Origin of the sequence: Variovorax sp. 350MFTsu5.1, assembly GCF_048302515.1 — a bacterium.
In the GTDB taxonomy this organism is placed as follows: domain Bacteria; phylum Pseudomonadota; class Gammaproteobacteria; order Burkholderiales; family Burkholderiaceae_C; genus Variovorax; species Variovorax guangxiensis.
The window spans coordinates 6,746,534-6,763,920 of sequence record NZ_CP157620.1 but is presented as its reverse complement, the minus strand read 5'-3'; the positions used below and the strand labels follow the sequence as shown (position 1 = coordinate 6,763,920).

Sequence of the window (17,387 nt, the reverse complement as noted above, 5' to 3'; positions counted from 1 at the left end):
GACCATGGCCTCCCCGAAGAACACCGTCGCACCCCGCCCCCAGCCGAAGCGCCGCGCCGCCGACGAGGCCTACGACGCCATCGAGACGCTGTTGTCCACCATGCAGCTGCAGCCCGGCAGCCAGATCGTCGAGGCCGAACTCGCCGAGCGCACCGGCCTGGGCCGCACGCCGGTGCGAGAGGCTCTGATGCGCATGGTGTCCATCGGCCTCATCGTGCAGCAGCCCCGGCGCGGGCTGCTGGTGTCGGCCATCGACCTGGCCGACCACCTGGACGTGATCCAGACGCGGCGGGTGCTCGAACTGCTGATCGCCGCCTGCTCGGCGCGCCGCGCCACCGCGCGGCAGCGCCAGGAGATCGTGCGCTGCGCCGAGGCGATGGTCGAGGCCGCGGGCCGCGGCGACCTGAACGACTACATGCAGGCCGACCGCGCGCTGGATCTCGTCAACCACCAGGCGAGCCACAACGACTCGGCGGTGCGCGCGGTGATCCCGCCCATCGTGCAGTGCCGGCGCTTCTGGTACGCCTACCAGCACGAGGGCGAGATCGTCGAGGGCGCGAACGCGCACCTGCAGCTGGCGCGCGGCATCGCGACGGGCGACGAAGCGGCCGCCACGGCTGGCGCCAACCGGCTGATGGACTACCTCGAGGTCTTCGCGCGCAAGATCATCGACAACTAGCAAAAGAGAAAAAAGCAGGCCGAAGGACTTCGTTCGCTGCCCCGGCACCCCGGGCAGCTGCCCGGGCCACGGCCGCAGCCTGGCCTTCCTTCAGCGCACGCCCGCCGGCGCGGTGCGCACCGTCGGCGGCTGCGCGCCGCGCTGCGCATGCTGGCTCAGCCAGATGCTCGCGATCACGATGAAGATGCCCAGCACCTGCCACGTCGAGAGCGCCTGGCCGAGCAGCGCCCAGCCGAGGATCACCGCCGTCACCGGGCTCAGGAAGGCCAGCGGCGCGATGGTCGAGGGCTCCAGCCGCGCCACGCCGCGGAACCACACGATGTAGGTCAGCGCGGCGCCCACCAGGCCGAGCCAGCCGAAGCCGATCCAGTTGTGCAGCGTGAGCGCGGGCAGCGGCGGCTCCAGCAGCAGCGCCACCGGCAGGAGCAGAAGGCCGCCGGCGGTGAGCTGCCAGGCCGTGAAGGTCAGCGCCGACACCGGCGGCTGCCAGCGCCGGCTCAGCACCGTGCCGAAGGCCATCGACACCGCCGCGGCGATGGCGGCCGCGATGCCGAGCGCATCGAGCGCCGCGTTCGGCGTCAGCACCAGCAGCGCCACCCCGCCGATGCCGACCACCGCCGCCATCACCGACAGCGCGCGCACCTGCGAACCGAGGAAGAAGCTGGCCAGGAACACCACCATCAGCGGCTGCACCGAGGTGATGGTGGCCGCCACCCCGCCCGGCAGCCGGTAGGCCGCGAGGAACAGCATCGCCCACAGCACCGAGAAATTCAGCGCGCCCAGCAGCAGGATGTGGCCCCACCATGCGCGTTCGGGCAGCTGCCGCACGATCGCGAGCAGCAGCAGGCCGGCAGGCAGCGCGCGAAGCAGCGCCACCGTCAGCGGGTAGTTGGCGGGCAGCAACTCGGTAGTGACGATGTAGGTGCTGCCCCAGATGGCGGGCGCCGTGGCGGTGAGGAGGATGTCGGTGGTGCGGCTGGTCATGCCTCGAATCTAGTGAGTTGACCGGCGGTTGTGAATGTCCGAATAATGAATTGATTCTTTACCGGCAGTCGTCAATAAGGCATGGACCACCTCACCGCCCTCAAAGTCTTCCGCACGGCCGCCTCCAGCGGCAGCTTCGCCGGCGCCGCGCGGCAGATGGGGCTTTCGGCGGCGGCCGTCAGCAAGAACATCGCGGAGCTGGAGGCGCATCTGAAGGTGCGGCTCATCAACCGCACCACCCGGCAGATGAGCCTGACCGAGGCCGGCGCGGCGTACCACGAGCGGCTGTCGCGCATCCTCGACGAACTCGCCGAGGCCGACGCCGCGCTGGCGCCCATGGGCAGCAGCCCCGGCGGCGTGCTGCGCGTGAGCGCGCCGCTGACCTTCGCGCTCACCCTGCTGTCGCCGGCCGTTCCCGAGTTCATGGCCCGCCATCCGAACCTGCGGCTGGAGCTGAACCTGCAGGACGCCCGCGTCGACATCATCGGCGAGGGCTACGACCTCGCCATAAGGGGCAGCGACCGGCTCGAGGATTCGAGCCTCGTCGCGCGCGAGCTCATGACCATGGACCACGTGCTGTGCGGCGCCCCCGCCTACTTCGCCATCGCCGGCCGGCCCGGCCAGCCCGGCGACCTGAAGCACCACGAGTGCGTGCAGTTCACGCTCTCGGGCCACGCCAACAAATGGACCTTCGCGCGCGCCGGCCGCAGCGTGTCGGTGCACATCGACGGGCGCTACAAGGTCGGCTCCAGCATCGCCGTGCGCGACGCCCTGCTCGCGGGCTTCGGCCTGAGCCTCGTCCCGCGCATCTATGTCGAGGGCGAGCTGGCCTCGGGGCGGCTGGAGGCGGTGCTCGAAGACTGGGAGGCCGATCGCACGCCGATCTACGCCGTGTACCCCTCGCGTCACCTCGCGGCGAAGACCCGCGCCTTCGTCGATTTCCTGGTCGAGCGGCTTTCGGGGCGCTGACCGTTCAGCAACCTGCCGACGGGCGTGCGGCGCACCAGCAGCTGGTAGCTCGCGAGCGCCACCAGCGAGGTGGCCGCGATGTTCAGGCCCATCTTCGCGACCGCGCCCAGCGGCGCGTTGAACAGCAGGATGCCGAAGCCCACGGTGCCCAGCATGTGCACCAGGTACACCCAGTACGAGCTTTGCGACAGATAGGCCAGCACCGCGTTCTGGCGCGGCAGGTAGCGCACGAAGCCGCCGATCAGCGCCATGCTCCAGAGCCACGCGGTCGCGTTGTAGGCGAAGGCGATCCAGAACTCGGGGTTCGGCACACGATGCAGGCTGCCGCCGCGCGAGGCGCCCAGCAGCAGCACGGTTGCAACGAGGAAGGCGAGGCCCGCCGCCGCGCAGCCCTTGCACCGCGCGGCGAACAGCGCCAGCAGCCGCTCCTGTTGGCCATGCACGTACCAGCCGGCCACGAAGAAGAGGCCGCTCTGCATCCATTCGGCCAATGGCGGCAGGAACGAGCCGCTTTCCGTGACCATGCCCGACGGATAGAGCATGCCGACAAAGGCCAGCGGCAGCGCCAGCACCGCGAAACCCCAGCGTCGCGCCATCAGTCCGGTGAAGCCGGAGGCCAGCGCCTCGCGTAGCCGCGCCGGCACGAAGCGCCGGACCCGCATGCCGGCCCAGGCCAGCACGCTGAGCCAGAACAGCTGGTACAGGAACCACAGGTGCATGGTGTTGAAGGGCGAGCCGCCGGCCTGCCGCGGGGGTGCCAGCGCGACGTCGATGCCCGGCACGCCGCGCACCGTCAGGTGGATGTAGACCATCGCCAGCACCGTGGTCGCCGCGAACAGCGGCGGCCAGAAGATCGCGAAGGGCTGCGCGAGCCGCAGGCAGCGGTTCTTCAGCATGCCGTTCGCGCCGCGCCGCTCGGCCAGCAGCGCCACGAAGAAGCCGGCCAGCACGAAGAACACCGGCATTCGGAAGCTGTGGATGAACAGCAGCAGCAGGTCGGCCACCGGCGACGTCTTCGGGTCGCGCCAGGGCAGCGGCGAGTCGACGGTGAGGTGGTTGATCGCCACGTGCAGCACGATGCCGAGCCACATCATGAGGGCGCGGAGGTTGTCGAGCGCGTGGAGCCGCTCGAGCGGCTGCGGATGTGGCGGCAGTGGGGTGTGTGCGTTGTTCATGAGGCCACTGTCGAGCCTCACGCAACGTCAGGGTCAAGCGCTGCGCGGGGCCGTCGCAGGGTTCATCGCACGCAGCAGGTAGTCACGCACCGCAGGCGTGGTGACGGCGGTGGCCTGCAGCACCGGCTCGGCGGCCATCGCCTGCATCAGCCGGGCGCCGATGCCGGGGTCGTGGTCGGTGAAGGCGTCGAACAGGCGCACCCATTCGCGCGCGATGGCCTGCACGGCCTCGTCTTCGGGCGGAACGCCGCGCGCCTGCAGGGCAGCGAGTTCGGCCGCGAGCCTGCGCCACTCGTCCTCGGGCGGCGGGCCCAGCCGTGCGAAGTCGTCGGTGCGCATGTGGCGCAAGAGCGCGGCCATGCGGATGCCGATGGCCTCGCCGATGTAGTCGACCAGCTCGGCGGACGGCCCGTCGTCGCGGCGCGCCACGGGTTCGCGCCGGTACATCTCGCCCCAGCGCGTGACGAGGTCGTAGTTGCCGTCCATCCACTGGCCCATCAGCGTCATCCAGCGCGCGGCCAGCGGCTGCACCTCCAGCGAAGCGGCCGGCGCGCCCCGCGCCATGAGCGCGGCCACCTCGGCCACCAGCGGCGGCCAGCGGTCGGCCACCTGCTTCCAGTTGGCCATGAGCGACCTGATCTCGGCGGGGCTGAAGTAGCGGCCGTAGGTGGTCATCTGCTCGAGCGTGGCGAGCCAGTCCTTCATGTCGGGCTGGGCGCCTTCGGCCAGGCGCTGCTCGAGCAGGCCGAGCCGCTCGCGCAGGGCGGTGGCCTGCGCGATCTGCTGGTCGAGCGATTCGATCTGCCGCGCGATGATCGCGGGCATCGAGCCGCCTTCCGCGTCGAGCACCGCGCCGATCTCGGCCAGCGGCAGGCCCAGCAGCCGCAGCGCCTGGATGGCGTGCAGGCGGGCGATGTCAGCCGCGTCGTAGAGGCGGTAGCCGGCCTCGGAGCGCGCCGAGGGCGCCAGCAGGCCGATGGCGTCGTAGTGGTGCAGCGTGCGCACCGTGAGGCCGGTGTGCCGGGCGAGTTCTCCGACCTTGAGCAGCACCGGTTGTCGCTCCTGCGGGGACTCAGCCGGCTTCGGAACCGGGCTCGGGCTCGGGCAGTTCCGGATCCTCCCAGCCGAGCAGTTCGGCCAGCCGCCGCACCACCCACGCGGCCTCGGCCGGCGACACGCCCGATTCGGGCGCGGCCAGTCCGGCGTGGATGCGGCGCAGGATCTCGCTTTCGACCGGCACCTCGGTGTGGTGCTGGATCTGCGCGTGGCCCACGAGATGGCTGGCGAGGTCCTCGCAGATCTCGTAGCGCTCGCGCACCACGCCGATGGGCTCGCTCAGGCGCTGGCGCGCGTCGGTGTAGACGGCGAAGAACGAGGGCGGGATGAGGATCTGGTTGTCTTCGGACATCGCGGACCTGGGGAAAGTCTGGTGGCAGCGGCGGCCCCAATGACAAAACGCGCCCTGGGGCGCGTTCGTCGTGGCTCCTTCGGTGCTCTTTCAGGAAGCGTGGGGAGCCGGCGGGGGCAGAAGCCGGATCAGCCGCCCTTCTTGGCGCGCTTGCCGGGGTTCTTCTTGCTGCGCGTGGCGGTGCCGCGTTCGAGGCTGACCTTCTGGCCGCCACCGGAGCGCGGCGCGGTGTAGCCGGGCAGCGGCGTCGGCTTCGGGGTGGCAACGCGTTCGGCTTCGGTACGGAATGTCTTGGGCATGAAAAGCTCGGGTAAAAGTGAATGTTCGAACCTGCAATTAGGCCACATCGGGAATTTCACATGCCAATAACCGCAACGGCGGGTGGTGTCGGGCGCGCGCGTTTCGTTTCGGGCTCGCTGATGCGCCACGTCTGCGTGATGGCCGGCACGGGCGCCATCGGGCTGATCGCGGTGTTCGCGGTCGACCTCATCAACCTGTTCTACATCTCGCTGCTGGGCGAGAAGGAGATCGCCGCGGCCATCGGCTTCGCGGGCGTGGTGGGCTTCTTCCATGCGTCGCTTTGCATCGGGCTGACGATCGGCATCGCGGCGGTGGTGTCGCGCACCGTGGGCGCGGGGCGCGCCGAGGATGCGCGCCGCATCGCCACGTCGAGCCTCGTGCTGATGACGGCGCTGGCCGTGGTGGCGGGCACGGGCACCGCGTTCTTCCTGCATCCGGCGCTGCACGCGCTCGGCGCACAGGGCGAGACGGCGCGGCTCGCGCACCGCTATCTATCGGTGACGGTGCACACGCTGCCGCTGCTGGGCATCGGCATGGCGACCTCGGCGCTGCTGCGCTCCATCGGCGATGCGCGCCGCTCGATGACGGTGACGCTCGGCGGCGCCTTCGTGACGGCTGTGCTCGACCCGATCCTGATCTTCGGCTTCGGCCTGGGGCTCGACGGCGCGGCCATCAGCGCGGTGGTCTCGCGCATCGTGCTCGCGGCCATCGGCCTGCACGGCGTGATCGTGCGGCACCGCATGCTCGGGCGCTTCGAGCCGCACAAGCTCGCCGACGATGCGCGCGCGCTCGGCACGGTGGCGGCTCCGGCGGTGCTGACGAATCTTGCGACGCCGGTAGGCGCGGCTTTCGTCACGCATTCGGTCGCGCAGTTCGGGCCCTCGGCGGTGGCGGGCGCCGCCACCATCGACCGGCTGACGCCTGTGGCCTTCGGGCTGGTCTATGCGCTCAGCGGCGCGGTCGGGCCGATCCTTGCGCAGAACCTGGGCGCGGGGCAGTTCCGCCGCGTGCAGGAGGGCCTGCGCGACAGCCTGCTCTTCATGGTGGTGTCGGTGGCCGCGGCGTGGCTGGTGCTGGGGCTCGGGCAGGGCGTGATCATCCGGGCGTTCTCGGCCGACGGGCAGGCGGCGCAGCTGATCTCGCTCTTCTGCAGCTGGCTGGCCGCGAGCTTCTTCTTCGCGGGCGGGCTGTTCGTGGCGAACGCCTCGTTCAACAACCTCGGGCATCCGCTGCTGTCGACGGCGTTCAACTGGGGGCGCGCCACGCTGGGCACGATTCCGTTCGCCTGGTGGGGCTCGCACTACGGCGCGGCCGGCGTGCTGATAGGCCAGGCGGTCGGCTCGTCGATCTTCGGCCTGCTGGCGGTGATCGTCGCGTTCCGGCTGGCCGCGAAGCTGGCGCGCCAGGAGCTGCCGGCGCCGGACGCCGTACCGGCCCCGGTGCTCGACGCGCCGGTGGCGCCGACCTCGGCACATGCGGAGGCCGCAGCTTTGAGCACGCCGCAATCGGTTCCGAAGGGCGCCGAATCTTCGTGAGGGCCGCCGCGCATGGCCGCCCGAAGCGGGCCGGCCTGCCCCCGGTGGGGGTTGGAGAAGCGACACGAAGTGCGAGAAGCCTGGGGGCGAGTCCTAGATGAGCCGCACCCTGACCGACTTGCCCTTCACGCGGCCGGCGGAGAGCTTGCGCGCCGCCTCGGCCGCGATCGCACGGTCCACCGCCACATAGGTCGAGAACTCGTTGACGTTGATCTTGCCGACCTGCTCCTTCGCATAGCCGCATTCGCCGGTCAGCGCGCCCAGCACGTCGCCGGCGCGGATCTTCTCCTTGCGCCCGCCCACGATCTGCAGCGTGGCCATCGGCGGCTGCAGCGGCGCGCCCTTGCCGGGCGTGAGTTCCGTCAGCGGGTGCCATTCGGATTCGCGGCCCTGCAGCTGCTCGATTTTTCCGACGCTGCCCATCTCGTCCATGCTCGCCAGGTTCAGCGCCAGGCCTTCCGAGGCGCCCTGCTGCCCCACGCGGCCGGTGCGGCCGACGCGGTGGATGTGCACTTCGGCATCGGGCGTCACGTCGACGTTGATCACGGCTTCGAGCTGTGCGATGTCAAGCCCGCGCGCCGCCACGTCGGTGGCCACCAGCACCGAGCAGCTGCGGTTGGCGAACTGCACCAGCACCTGGTCGCGCTCGCGCTGCTCCAGCTCGCCGAAGAGGGCCAGCGCGCTGAAGCCCTGGGCGCGCAGCACCTCGACGAGGTCGCGGCACTGCTGCTTGGTGTTGCAGAAAGCCAGCGTGCTCACGGGGCGGAAGTGGTCGAGCAGCAGGCTCACGGCGTGCAGGCGCTCGTGGTCTGCCACCTCGTACCAGCGCTGGCGGATCTTGCTGCCCTCGTGCTGCGACTGCACCGCGATCTGCTCGGGGCTCTTCATGAACTGCTGCGCGAGCTTCGCGATGCCTTCGGGGTACGTGGCCGAGAACAGCAGCGTCTGGCGCGCCGATGGGCACTGGCGCGCCACCTTCACGATGTCGTCGAAGAAGCCCATGTCGAGCATGCGGTCGGCCTCGTCGAGCACCAGGGTGTTGAGCGCTTCCAGGTTCAGGTTCTCGCGCTCCAGGTGGTCCATGATGCGCCCCGGCGTGCCCACCACGATGTGCGCGCCGTGTTCCAGGCTGGCCACCTGCCCGCGCAGCGCGACGCCGCCGCAGAGCGTGACCACCTTGATGTTCTCCTCGGCGCGCGCGAGGCGGCGGATCTCGGTCGTGACCTGGTCGGCCAGTTCGCGCGTCGGGCACAGCACCAGCGCCTGCACCGCGAAGCGGCGCGGGTTCAGGTTGGCCAGCAGTGCGAGGGCGAAGGCGGCGGTCTTGCCGCTGCCGGTCTTGGCCTGCGCGATCAGGTCCTTGCCGAGCAGCGCCGGCGGCAGCGCGGCCGCCTGGATCGGCGTCATCTGCGTGTAGCCGAGCTGCGTGAGGTTGGCCAGCATCTGCGGCGAGAGCGCCAGCGCGGAGAAGCCGTTGTTCTTGTCGCCGTTGCCGGCCGTGGAATCGGGGGTGGTCATGGTTCGATGGCCGGCGGGACGCACGAATGACAAAGGCCTTGCGGCACCCATGGCGGGCGTCGCAAGGCCTTCGGTCGGTGGCGTATCAGCGGCGGGGTGCGTTGTTGTTGCCGGAGCCGCCGGAGCCGGAGTTCGTCGGCGGCGGGCCGCGGCGTTCCAGGTGGCGGAAGGTGATGCGGCCCTTGGTCAGGTCGTAGGGCGAGAGCTCGAGCGACACCTTGTCGCCGGCCAGGATGCGGATGTGGTGCTTGCGCATCTTGCCGCCGCTGTAGGCGATCAGCTGATGGCCGTTGTCCAGCGTGACGCGGTAGCGCGAGTCCGGCAGGACTTCGGTCACCGCGCCGTTCATTTCGATCAGTTCTTCCTTTGGCATCTGTGCTTACCTCTGAATCGTTCGTTCGATGTGTGTTGGAGATTGAATTGGTGTGATTGTTTCAGCCCGCGCACGGGAGCGCGAGACGGACGCGCGATTCGCTTCAACAGGAACGACGGCAGTGGGTGGCCATCATGGGCGCCGGTCTGGCGCTCCAACACACTGTGAATGCCGGCTTGCCGAGCGGGAGGCCGGAGAGTCCGGGAGCAGCGCAGCTTGCAGGCGGGATTGACGAAATTCTTCGTCGTGGTATCGAAACGAACCCGACATTATAGCTTGCAGGGCATGACAGTTGCTTGTCTTAAAACAACGCCCAAAAGAAAAAGGCCCCGAAGGGCCGTTGTGCAAGCGCTATTTGCTATCGAAAGCATAGCTTCGCAGGAGTGGCGCCGGCCGCGCGCGCTCGGCGTGCGGCGCGCAGCAGCAGCATCAGGCCGGCGAACTGGCAGGCCGCCCCTACCCAGCCTACCGTGCCGACGCCGAACAGCTCGATCGCCACCCCGCCCAGCCCCGAGCCCGCGGCGATGCCCAGGTAGATCGCCGAGGCGTTGAGCGACAGCGTCATCGGCGCGCGCTCCGGCGCCAGCCGGATCAGCCGCACCGCCTGCGCCGGCCCGAAACCCCAGCCCGCGAAGCCCCAGAGAGCCGACAGGCCCACGATCGCCGGCAGCGCCAGCCCGCGCGGCAGCATCTGCGCGGCGAACGACAGCCCGCCCAGGATCAGCACCAGCATCAGCGCGAAGCCCTGCGCCATGCGGTCGGCGCCGAAGCGGTCGGTGGCCCAGCCGCCGGCCGCGGTGCCGATGGCCGCCGCCACGCCGATGGCGAAGAACACCGCGCCCGTGCCTTCAGCGCCGAAACCCAGCGTGTGCGACAGGAAAAGCGCGATGTAGGTGTAGAAGCTGAACCCGCCCGTGGCCCACAGCAGGCTGACCAGCAAACCCGGCAGCACGCCCGGTTCACGGGCGATGGCGAAGGCCGGCGCCCGCTTTTCGGCGACCGGTGCCTGCGCCAGTTCGCGCGGCAGCCCCAGCGCGAGGCCCCAGGTGGCGAGCGCCGCCACCGCCGCGATCAGCAGGTAGGCAGTGCGCCAGCCGCCCCAGCCCGCGATCCACGCGCCCAGCGGCACGCCGAGCGCCACCGCCACCGTGCCGCCGCCGGTCACGATGGCCAGCGCCCGGCCGCGCAGCGCGGGCGACACCATCACCGCCGCCACCGCGCTCGCCGTCGGCAGGAACACGCCGGCCACCAGCCCCAGCGCTACGCGCGCCAGCGCCAGCTGTACGAAGCCGTGCGCCATCGACGCGGCCAGCGTCAGCCCCGAGAAGGCCGCGAGGCTCGCCACCAAGAGCCGCCGGCGCCCGAAGCGCGCCAGCAGCGCGGCCATCAGCGGCGAGCCGATCGCATAGCTCAGCGCGAACAGCAGCACCAACTGCCCGGCGCGCGCGGCGCTGATCTGCAGGTCGGCTGCCAGCACCGGCAGCAGCCCCGCGACCATGAAGCTCTCGGTGCCGATGGCGAAGGCGCCCAGCGCGAGCCAGCCCAGGCTCAGCGGCAGGCGCTCGGCCGGCTGCGGCGACGATGACGGGGCGGAAGAAGGAAGAGCCGTGTTGTTCATGACGATGGACTCCGTGGCGAGTGTGTTCAGTGCCTCCAGAATAGGTTTGCAAGTGGCTCTTCAAAAGAACCACAATCGGCGAAGTTCATGGAGCCACTTTTCGAACTCGCCATCCGCCTGCCGCCCGCCGGCTCGCGCGACCTGCTGCGCGAACTGCACCGCCAGCTGCGCGGCGCCATCCTCGACGGCCGGCTGCAGCCCGGCGCGCGCCTGCCCGCCACGCGGGCGCTGGCGCAGCGGCTGGGCGTGTCGCGCAACACCATGCTGGCGGCCTACGACCTGCTGCTGGGCGAGGGCTACCTGCTCGCCCGGCCGGGCGCCGGCACCTACGTGGCCGACACGCTGCCGGCGTCTCGACGGCGCCCTGCCCCCAGGAGAGCCTTGGCCGCCGGCCGCGACCCTCGCCTCGTGCCCGCGAGCGTCCCCGGCGCCGACCTCGCTCCCACCCTGCAGCCGCCGCCCGCGCGCGACGACTTCCGCGTCGGCCTGCCCGACGTGAGCCTCTTTCCCTTCGACATCTGGCGCCGCCTGAGCGACCGCGCCCTGCGCCGCGTCGCGCGCCAGACGGCCGACTACGCCGACCCGCAAGGCCAGCCCGCGCTGCGCGAAGCCATCGCCGGGCATGTGTCGTTCACCCGCGCGGTCGGTTGCACGGCCGACGACATCGTGGTCACGGCCGGCGCCCAGCAGGCCTTCGGGCTGCTCGCGCGCATCCTGGTCGTGCCGGGGCGCACGGTGGTCGCGGTGGAGCAGCTTTTCTACCCCTCGCTGCGCGAAGCGATGCTGGCGGCGGGCGCGCGGGTGGTGACGGTGCCCACCGACGCCGAGGGCCTGTGCGTGGAGCGCATTCCGCCCGAGGCGCGCGTGGTCTGCGTGACGCCCTCGCACCAGTTCCCCACCGGTGTCGCGATGTCGCCGCCGCGCCGCGCCGCGCTGCTGGCCTTCGCACGCGAGCGCAACGCGGTGATCGTCGAGGACGACTACGACAGCGAGTTCCGCTTCGCCGGCCGCCCGCTCGACGCGCTGCAGACGCTGGACCGCGCCGAGTCGGTCTTCTACGTTGGCACCTTCTCGAAGAGCCTCTTTCCCGCGCTGCGCCTGGGCTTCGTGGTGGCGCCGCCCTGGGCCCGCGCGGCGCTGGTGCGATCGCGCGAGCTGGCCGACTGGCACGGCCCCGTGCTCGGGCAGGAGGCGCTCGCGGCCTTCATCGCCGAGGGGCATCTCGCGCGCCACATCCGCAAGATGCGCAAGCTCTACGGCGCGCGGCGCACCGCCCTGCTGGAGGCGCTGTCGCGCCACGGCGCGGGCCGGCTGGAGACGATTCCGTCGAGCGCCGGCCTGCATCTGTCTGCACGGCTGCATGGCGACACGCGCGACTTCACCGTGGTCGAGCGCGCCGCAGCGGCCGGCATCACGCTGCCGCCGCTGTCGCGCTTCGCGCTCGATCCGCTGGCGCCCGGCACGCCCAACGGGCTGGCCTTCGGCTACGGGCTGATCGGCGAGGCGCAGATCGACGGGGCGATCCGGCGGCTTGCGGGGCTGCTGTAGCTAGGCCCGGTCCAGCGGCAGTTGCGTGGTGAACTTGGTGGTCGACAGCACCACGTCGCTCGAATAGTTCTCCAGCTCCAGCGCGTCGCCCAGCTGCTCCTGCGCGAAGGCCTGGTACTCGGGCAGCGAGCGCGCGCAGATCACAAGCACGAAGTCGGTGTCGCCCGCCACGCAGTGGCACTGCAGCACCTGCGGCAGCGCGTGCACCTTGCGTTCGAAGGCCTGTATCGCCTCGCGCGTGGTGCTGCGCAGCGACACGCGCGAGATCACCAGCACCGGAAAGCCCACGCGCGCGGCGTCGAGGATCGCCACCTCCTCGCGGATCACGCCCGAGCGCCGCAGCCGCTGCACGCGCTTGAGGCAGGCCGAGGGCGAGAGGTTCACGCGCTCGGCCAGCGCCTGGTTCTGCAGGCCCGCGTCGGCCTGCAGCTCGGCGAGGATGCTCTGGTCGATGCGATCGAGATCGAGGGTGCCGGTCTTCATGGTGCCGCCAGTGTGGCGCAACGCCCGTGCAATCGGATGCGCTTTGGGGCCTGCACAACGACACCGGATTCTCCGGCCGCTGGATACGCTGCCCGCATCCCCACGAAAAGGAGCATCCGATGGCAGAAGGCGCAACCTACGACCCGGCGGCCGCCAGGCACCTCGTGCGCTACGGCATGGGCCTGAGCCCGCACGTGATCGTCAAGGCGCGCGGCGCCACGCTGTGGGACCAGCACGGCCGCGAGATCCTGGACTTCACCTCCGGCCAGATGTGCGCCACCATCGGCCACAACCATCCGCGCATCGTCGCGGCCATCCAGAAGGCCTGCGAGGGCGCGCTGCACCTCTACAGCGGCTTCGTCGGGCCGGCGGTGCCCGCGCTGGCCGGGCGGCTGGCGTCGATGCTGCCGCCGTCGTTGTCGAAGTCGCTTTTTCTTTCCACCGGCGGCGAGGCCAACGAGGCGGCGGTGCGCATGGCGCGGCTGACCACCGGCCGCTACGAGATCGTGGGCCTCAACGGCGGCTGGCACGGCGTGACCGGCGGCATCGCCTCGCTCACCTTCGCCGGCAGGCATCACGTGGACTACGGGCCGCGCAAGCCCGGCACCATGTCCATTCCGGCGCCCAACTGCTACCGCTGTCCGGTGCGCCACTGCCGCGATGCCTGCGACACCACCTGCCTCGACGTCGGCTTCGACATGGTCGACGCGCAATCCAGCGGCTCGCTCGCCGCCTTCATCGCCGAGCCGGTGCTCAGCTCGGGCGGCGTGATCGTGCCGCCCGGGGGCTACTTTCCCAAGCTCAAGGAGAAGTGCCGCGAGCGCGGCATGCTGCTGATCCTCGACGAGGCGCAGACCGCCTTCGGCCGCATGGGCGCCAACTTCGCCTTCGAGCAGGCCGATGTGGTGCCCGACATCCTCACCGTGTCGAAGACGCTGGGCGGCGGTGTCGCCATCGGCGCGGCCATCACGAGCGAGGCCATCGAGCAGGACTGCCACGACAAGGGCTTCGTGCATGTCACCTCGCACGTGTCCGACCCGCTGCCGGCCGAAGTCGCGCTGGCCGTGCTCGATGTGCTGGAGGAGGAAGACCTCGCCCGCCGCGCGGCCGAAATGGGCCGGCGCCTGCGCCAGGGCCTGGAGACGCTGAAGGCCCGCCACGAGGTGATCGGCGACGTGCGCGGCCACGGCTTGCTGCAGGGCGTCGAACTCGTGAAGGACCGCGAGACCCGCGAGCCCGACGCCGAGCGCGGCCGGGCCATCACCGACGCCTGCATGGAGCGCGGCCTGAGCATGAACATCGTGTCCGTCGGCGGCATGGCGGCCGTGTGGCGCATCGCGCCGCCGCTGAACGTGAGCGAGGCCGAGCTCGACCGCGGCCTCGAAATACTCGACGACGCGATCCGGTCGGTGGGCTAAGGGCCGGCTTGCGCCGCTTCTGGAGACGGAAAGGGCTGATGCACTCGGCATCTCTGCATACTTGGCACAGTGATCGGGGCCTGATTAGACTGGGCTCTGGATTTTTTGCGCCCGAAGAGGCGCGCAAGCAAGAGGAGAAGAGATGCAGAAGCTGCGGGCCCGGAAGGCCGAAATTGCAGTCGTGTTGTGCTTGGCCGCGGCCCTGTCAGGCTGTACGGCGGTAGCCACCGGCGAGTTTCAGAAGAGCACGAACACTGTCTGGGCGCCCGAGAAATTTCAACCGGTCCTGCAGGGAAGTTTTCGCAAGGACGCCCACGCGCAGATGGTGGATTGCGTCAATGATGCATTTACGAGCCCGATGGAAGACGTGCTGCTTGGACATGTTCGGCAGACCCGACGCGCGGATAACACCCGCATCGATATTGCGTTTGCCAACTCCCAGTTTCTGGTGGGCTACGTCTTCGATAACGGTGACTTCCGTGTCGATAAATCGGACTACTCAGGCGTCTTGAAGTTCGACCGCCAGATCGCCGCATCTCGCGCGTGCATCGAGCGATTCAAGGCGGCCTGAGAGTTTCCTGAAGGGGCGAAGACCAACCCCTCGGAACAACTGTTCGGCCCGGTTCGGGCGGGCCTAGCCGACCCCCAGCATCCGCTTGTTCGCCGCCACGTCCACTCCGCCAGCGGCGAAGTCGTCGAAGGCGCGGTCGGCCACGCGGATGATGTGGTCGGCGATGAACTTCGCGCCCTCGCGCGCGCCGTCCTCAGGGTGCTTGATGCAGCACTCCCACTCCAGCACCGCCCAGCCCGGGAAGTCGTACTGCGCCATCTTCGAGAAGATGGCCTTGAAGTCGACCTGCCCGTCGCCCAGCGAGCGGAAGCGCCCTGCCCGGTTGATCCAGCTCTGGAAGCCGCCGTACACACCCTGCTTGCCGGTCGGATTGAACTCGGCATCCTTCACGTGGAAGATCTTGATGCGCTCGTGGTAGTGGTCAATGTAGGCCAGGTAGTCGAGCTGCTGCAGCATGAAGTGGCTCGGGTCGTACAGCAGGCAGGCGCGCGGGTGGTTGTTCACGCGCTCCAGGAACATCTCGTAGCTCACGCCGTCGTGCAGGTCTTCGCCGGGGTGGATCTCGTAGCCCACGTCCACGCCCACGGCGTCGAAGGCGTCGAGGATGGGGCGCCAGCGGCGCGCGAGCTCGTCGAAGGCTTCCTCGATCAGTCCCGGCGGGCGCGGCGGCCACGAATAGAGGTACGGCCAGGCCAGCGCGCCCGAGAAGGTCGCGTGCGCCGTGAGTCCCAGGTTGGCCGAGGCGCGGGCCGCCAGGTGCAGCTGCTCGACGGCCCACTGCTGGCGCCGCACCGGGTCGCCGCGCACCTCGGGCGCCGCGAAGCCGTCGAAGCCCGCGTCGTAGGCCGGGTGCACCGCCACCAGCTGGCCCTGCAGGTGGGTCGAGAGTTCGGTGATCTGCAGGCCGTGGCTGGCCAGCGTGCCCTTCACCTCCTCGCAGTAGGTCTTGCTCTCGGCGGCCTTCTTCAGGTCGAACAGGCGGGCGTCCCAGCTGGGGATCTGCACGCCCTTGTAGCCCAGGCCGGCGGCCCAGCCGGCGATGCTGTTGAGGGTGTTGAAGGGGGCGGTGTCTCCTGCAAACTGGGCCAGAAAGATGGCGGGGCCCTTGATGGTCTTCATCAGCTTGTCTTCCTTATTCGTTGGGGCAGCGTTGAAAGCATACTTGGCGTGTCGTCCGACCCCGCGCGAGAGGCCAACGAGCCAAAATGGACTTTCCTTTTCGCATCACCCGTCCGGTTAGCACTGGCGACAGTCCAGCGATGACACAACCTGTTTCCGCCAGGCTCAAGATCGGCCTGTCCGCCTGCTTCTCGCATGCCGACCCGGCCCGCTCGCTCTTCACCAACAAGACCCTGCAGTACGTCGAGCAGTCGATCGCGCACTGGCTCATGTCCGCCGGCGCCATGGTCGTGATGGTGCCCTGCCCCACCGGCGAGACCGCGCGCGGCGACACCAAGCTGTCGCACTACGCCGAGTGGCTCGACGGCGTGGTGATGCACGGCGGCGCCGACGTCTGGCCCGGCAGCTACGGCGAGGAGCCGCTGAAGGACGCCTGGATCGGCGACCGCATCCGCGACCTCTACGACCTGGCGCTGGTCGAAGCCTTCGAGCAGGCCGGCAAGCCCATCTTCGGCGTGTGCCGGGGGCTGCAGCTCATCAACGTGGCCTTCGGCGGCACGCTCTACCAGGACATCGAGGAGCAGCACGGCCACCCCGAGACCCTGAAGCACCGCGACCCGGTGACCTACGACCAGAACTTCCACGACATCGAGATCGTCGAGGGCACGCGGCTTGCCAAGCTCTATCCGCAGGTGCGCACGGCGCGCGTCAACAGCATCCACCACCAGGGCATCAAGGGCCTCGCACCGGGCTTCGAGATCGAGGCCTGGAGCCTGCCCGACCGCGTGCCCGAGGCCATCCGCCGCCGCCCCGAGAAGGGCCGCAGCTACATCTCGGCGACCCAGTGGCACCCCGAGTTCCACAAGTACGGCAGCACGGAGACGGTGGACGACACGCCCATCCTGCACGACTTCCTCTGGGCCTGCGCCACCGCCAAGGTCGCGCCCAGGACAACGCCGCGCTCCGGTCCCGGCAAGATCCGCGACCGCGCCGCGCGGGTGCTGCGGCAGGCGCTGCTGCGGCGCTGACGCTGCAGCCCTCTCTTCGGGCAGCTCGACGAGGTTCGAAGGCTAAGGCCGGGCTACGAAGGTCGCAGCCGGCATGCCCGTTCTCCAGAAAGCCTCGTCACGTACAGGCGTGCCCCAGGCCTCCAGGTAGTCCAGCACCATGTCCCGCGTCAGACGATCCCTGACCAGCCTCGATGCATAGCGTTCCATCTGCTCGAATGCCAGCGGGCTGCCCTCCTGAAGGAATTCCCAACGCTCGTCCTTCATCGCCCGCACCATGCGCCTCGGCTTGCCGTCCGCATCAACTTCGAAGGAGTTGATCTGGTCCTCCGCCTGCTGTGAGGTGCTTCGCACCTCGGCAACCTCGAACAGGAACTGGGCGCAGTACGAGCGAAAGAAGTAGTCGCTCGAAGCGGCGTGCGGCATGAACGCCGTGAGGTGCGGCGCGGCTTCCGGCGTCCAGAGCAGCATGGTGGAGCCTTCTCCGCTGTACGACTGGGACGGAAAGACAAATGGCGTGGCGGACACCTTCACCCTCATGGAGGGATAGTCGTCGAAGGCGCGCGCCACCTCGCTCAGGGGTGCGCGAACGACGACGAGGTCGAAATACGATCGGTCCAGCACAGTCACATCGGCTCCAGACAGGCGGGGCGTCGCTCGAGTCCCGCCGCGCAGTGGTCAT

18 protein-coding genes are annotated in these 17,387 nt (G+C 69.8%); 7 read left to right on the top strand and 11 right to left on the bottom strand.

The features are described from left to right. The first annotated feature begins 4 nt into the window (after positions 1-4). The gene (locus ABL843_RS30895) at positions 5-679 is read left to right on the top strand and encodes a GntR family transcriptional regulator (protein ID WP_126021001.1); all 675 of its coding nucleotides are present in this window, start codon (positions 5-7) and stop codon (positions 677-679) included. A 90-nt stretch (positions 680-769) separates the two neighbouring features. Here the strand turns inward: ABL843_RS30895 and ABL843_RS30890 are convergent, their stop codons facing one another. After that, positions 770-1,663 carry an EamA family transporter gene (locus ABL843_RS30890; protein ID WP_418118510.1) on the bottom strand — a complete coding sequence of 298 codons (894 nt, stop codon included), beginning with the start codon at positions 1,661-1,663 and terminating at the stop codon, positions 770-772. 81 nt (positions 1,664-1,744) lie between these two features. On the opposite strand from ABL843_RS30890, the gene ABL843_RS30885 reads away from it, so the two are divergent. Beyond that, positions 1,745-2,632 carry a LysR family transcriptional regulator gene (locus tag ABL843_RS30885; RefSeq protein ID WP_418118509.1) on the top strand — a complete coding sequence of 296 codons (888 nt, stop codon included), beginning with the start codon at positions 1,745-1,747 and terminating at the stop codon, positions 2,630-2,632. Here the strand turns inward: ABL843_RS30885 and ABL843_RS30880 are convergent. The 4 genes from ABL843_RS30880 to ABL843_RS30865 all read right to left on the bottom strand — a co-directional run bounded on the left by ABL843_RS30880 (position 2,569) and on the right by ABL843_RS30865 (position 5,514). After that, positions 2,569-3,807, bottom strand: a complete 1,239-nt coding sequence (locus tag ABL843_RS30880; protein ID WP_418118508.1) for an acyltransferase family protein — start codon at positions 3,805-3,807, stop codon at positions 2,569-2,571. The genes ABL843_RS30885 and ABL843_RS30880 overlap by 64 nt on opposite strands. Positions 3,808-3,840: 33 nt before the next feature. After that, positions 3,841-4,857 carry a MerR family transcriptional regulator gene (locus ABL843_RS30875; RefSeq protein WP_418118507.1) on the bottom strand — a complete coding sequence of 339 codons (1,017 nt, stop codon included), beginning with the start codon at positions 4,855-4,857 and terminating at the stop codon, positions 3,841-3,843. A gap of 22 nt (positions 4,858-4,879) precedes the next feature. Continuing rightward, entirely contained in the window at positions 4,880-5,215 is a 336-nt protein-coding gene (locus ABL843_RS30870; RefSeq protein ID WP_354423735.1) for a hypothetical protein, read from the bottom strand. A 128-nt stretch (positions 5,216-5,343) separates the two neighbouring features. Further along, on the bottom strand, positions 5,344-5,514 hold the full coding sequence (locus tag ABL843_RS30865; protein ID WP_019653790.1) for a hypothetical protein: 171 nt from the start codon (positions 5,512-5,514) through the stop codon (positions 5,344-5,346). Positions 5,515-5,574: 60 nt separating this feature from the next. On the opposite strand from ABL843_RS30865, the gene ABL843_RS30860 reads away from it, so the two are divergent. Continuing rightward, positions 5,575-7,050: an MATE family efflux transporter gene (locus ABL843_RS30860; RefSeq protein WP_418118506.1), complete on the top strand. Its 1,476-nt coding sequence runs from the start codon at positions 5,575-5,577 to the stop codon at positions 7,048-7,050. Between the two features lie 93 nt (positions 7,051-7,143). Here ABL843_RS30860 and dbpA read toward each other — a convergent pair whose 3' ends face one another. From dbpA to ABL843_RS30845, 3 genes are all read right to left on the bottom strand, one after another. Beyond that, a complete protein-coding gene (gene dbpA, locus ABL843_RS30855) occupies positions 7,144-8,568 on the bottom strand; it encodes an ATP-dependent RNA helicase DbpA (protein WP_418118505.1) in 1,425 nt (474 codons plus the stop codon). Between the two features lie 85 nt (positions 8,569-8,653). Further along, the gene (gene infA, locus ABL843_RS30850; protein WP_093195906.1) at positions 8,654-8,941 is read right to left on the bottom strand and encodes a translation initiation factor IF-1; all 288 of its coding nucleotides are present in this window, start codon (positions 8,939-8,941) and stop codon (positions 8,654-8,656) included. Positions 8,942-9,299: 358 nt separating this feature from the next. Beyond that, positions 9,300-10,559, bottom strand: a complete 1,260-nt coding sequence (locus ABL843_RS30845) for an MFS transporter (RefSeq protein ID WP_418118504.1) — start codon at positions 10,557-10,559, stop codon at positions 9,300-9,302. 87 nt (positions 10,560-10,646) lie between these two features. Between ABL843_RS30845 and ABL843_RS30840 the strand changes: the two genes are divergently transcribed. Continuing rightward, positions 10,647-12,107: a PLP-dependent aminotransferase family protein gene (locus ABL843_RS30840; RefSeq protein WP_418118503.1), complete on the top strand. Its 1,461-nt coding sequence runs from the start codon at positions 10,647-10,649 to the stop codon at positions 12,105-12,107. Here the strand turns inward: ABL843_RS30840 and ABL843_RS30835 are convergent, their stop codons facing one another. After that, positions 12,108-12,590 carry an Lrp/AsnC family transcriptional regulator gene (locus ABL843_RS30835; RefSeq protein WP_418118502.1) on the bottom strand — a complete coding sequence of 161 codons (483 nt, stop codon included), beginning with the start codon at positions 12,588-12,590 and terminating at the stop codon, positions 12,108-12,110. 119 nt (positions 12,591-12,709) lie between these two features. Here ABL843_RS30835 and ABL843_RS30830 point away from each other — a divergent pair, with 119 nt between their 5' ends. Both ABL843_RS30830 and ABL843_RS30825 read left to right on the top strand, forming a co-directional pair. Beyond that, positions 12,710-14,008, top strand: a complete 1,299-nt coding sequence (locus ABL843_RS30830) for an aspartate aminotransferase family protein (protein WP_418118501.1) — start codon at positions 12,710-12,712, stop codon at positions 14,006-14,008. Positions 14,009-14,150: 142 nt separating this feature from the next. Continuing rightward, the gene (locus tag ABL843_RS30825; RefSeq protein ID WP_418118500.1) at positions 14,151-14,579 is read left to right on the top strand and encodes a hypothetical protein; all 429 of its coding nucleotides are present in this window, start codon (positions 14,151-14,153) and stop codon (positions 14,577-14,579) included. 63 nt (positions 14,580-14,642) lie between these two features. Here ABL843_RS30825 and ABL843_RS30820 read toward each other — a convergent pair whose 3' ends face one another. Continuing rightward, the gene (locus ABL843_RS30820; RefSeq protein ID WP_418118499.1) at positions 14,643-15,698 is read right to left on the bottom strand and encodes a sugar phosphate isomerase/epimerase family protein; all 1,056 of its coding nucleotides are present in this window, start codon (positions 15,696-15,698) and stop codon (positions 14,643-14,645) included. 140 nt (positions 15,699-15,838) lie between these two features. Between ABL843_RS30820 and ABL843_RS30815 the strand changes: the two genes are divergently transcribed. Then, on the top strand, positions 15,839-16,726 hold the full coding sequence (locus ABL843_RS30815) for a gamma-glutamyl-gamma-aminobutyrate hydrolase family protein (protein WP_418118498.1): 888 nt from the start codon (positions 15,839-15,841) through the stop codon (positions 16,724-16,726). Positions 16,727-16,768: 42 nt separating this feature from the next. Here the strand turns inward: ABL843_RS30815 and ABL843_RS30810 are convergent, their stop codons facing one another. Continuing rightward, positions 16,769-17,335, bottom strand: coding sequence for a hypothetical protein (locus tag ABL843_RS30810; protein WP_184639274.1), 567 nt, complete (start codon positions 17,333-17,335; stop codon positions 16,769-16,771). Positions 17,336-17,387 lie beyond the last annotated feature (52 nt).

Coding starts and splice junctions, on each gene's coding strand:
- ABL843_RS30895 (WP_126021001.1), top strand. CDS start 5: ATGGCCTCCCCGAAGAACACCGTCGCACCCCGCCCCCAGCCGAAGCGC.
- ABL843_RS30890 (WP_418118510.1), bottom strand. CDS start 1,663: ATGACCAGCCGCACCACCGACATCCTCCTCACCGCCACGGCGCCCGCC.
- ABL843_RS30885 (WP_418118509.1), top strand. CDS start 1,745: ATGGACCACCTCACCGCCCTCAAAGTCTTCCGCACGGCCGCCTCCAGC.
- ABL843_RS30880 (WP_418118508.1), bottom strand. CDS start 3,807: ATGAACAACGCACACACCCCACTGCCGCCACATCCGCAGCCGCTCGAG.
- ABL843_RS30870 (WP_354423735.1), bottom strand. CDS start 5,215: ATGTCCGAAGACAACCAGATCCTCATCCCGCCCTCGTTCTTCGCCGTC.
- ABL843_RS30865 (WP_019653790.1), bottom strand. CDS start 5,514: ATGCCCAAGACATTCCGTACCGAAGCCGAACGCGTTGCCACCCCGAAG.
- ABL843_RS30860 (WP_418118506.1), top strand. CDS start 5,575: ATGCCAATAACCGCAACGGCGGGTGGTGTCGGGCGCGCGCGTTTCGTT.
- dbpA (WP_418118505.1), bottom strand. CDS start 8,568: ATGACCACCCCCGATTCCACGGCCGGCAACGGCGACAAGAACAACGGC.
- infA (WP_093195906.1), bottom strand. CDS start 8,941: ATGCCAAAGGAAGAACTGATCGAAATGAACGGCGCGGTGACCGAAGTC.
- ABL843_RS30845 (WP_418118504.1), bottom strand. CDS start 10,559: ATGAACAACACGGCTCTTCCTTCTTCCGCCCCGTCATCGTCGCCGCAG.
- ABL843_RS30840 (WP_418118503.1), top strand. CDS start 10,647: ATGGAGCCACTTTTCGAACTCGCCATCCGCCTGCCGCCCGCCGGCTCG.
- ABL843_RS30835 (WP_418118502.1), bottom strand. CDS start 12,590: ATGAAGACCGGCACCCTCGATCTCGATCGCATCGACCAGAGCATCCTC.
- ABL843_RS30830 (WP_418118501.1), top strand. CDS start 12,710: ATGGCAGAAGGCGCAACCTACGACCCGGCGGCCGCCAGGCACCTCGTG.
- ABL843_RS30825 (WP_418118500.1), top strand. CDS start 14,151: ATGCAGAAGCTGCGGGCCCGGAAGGCCGAAATTGCAGTCGTGTTGTGC.
- ABL843_RS30820 (WP_418118499.1), bottom strand. CDS start 15,698: ATGAAGACCATCAAGGGCCCCGCCATCTTTCTGGCCCAGTTTGCAGGA.
- ABL843_RS30815 (WP_418118498.1), top strand. CDS start 15,839: ATGACACAACCTGTTTCCGCCAGGCTCAAGATCGGCCTGTCCGCCTGC.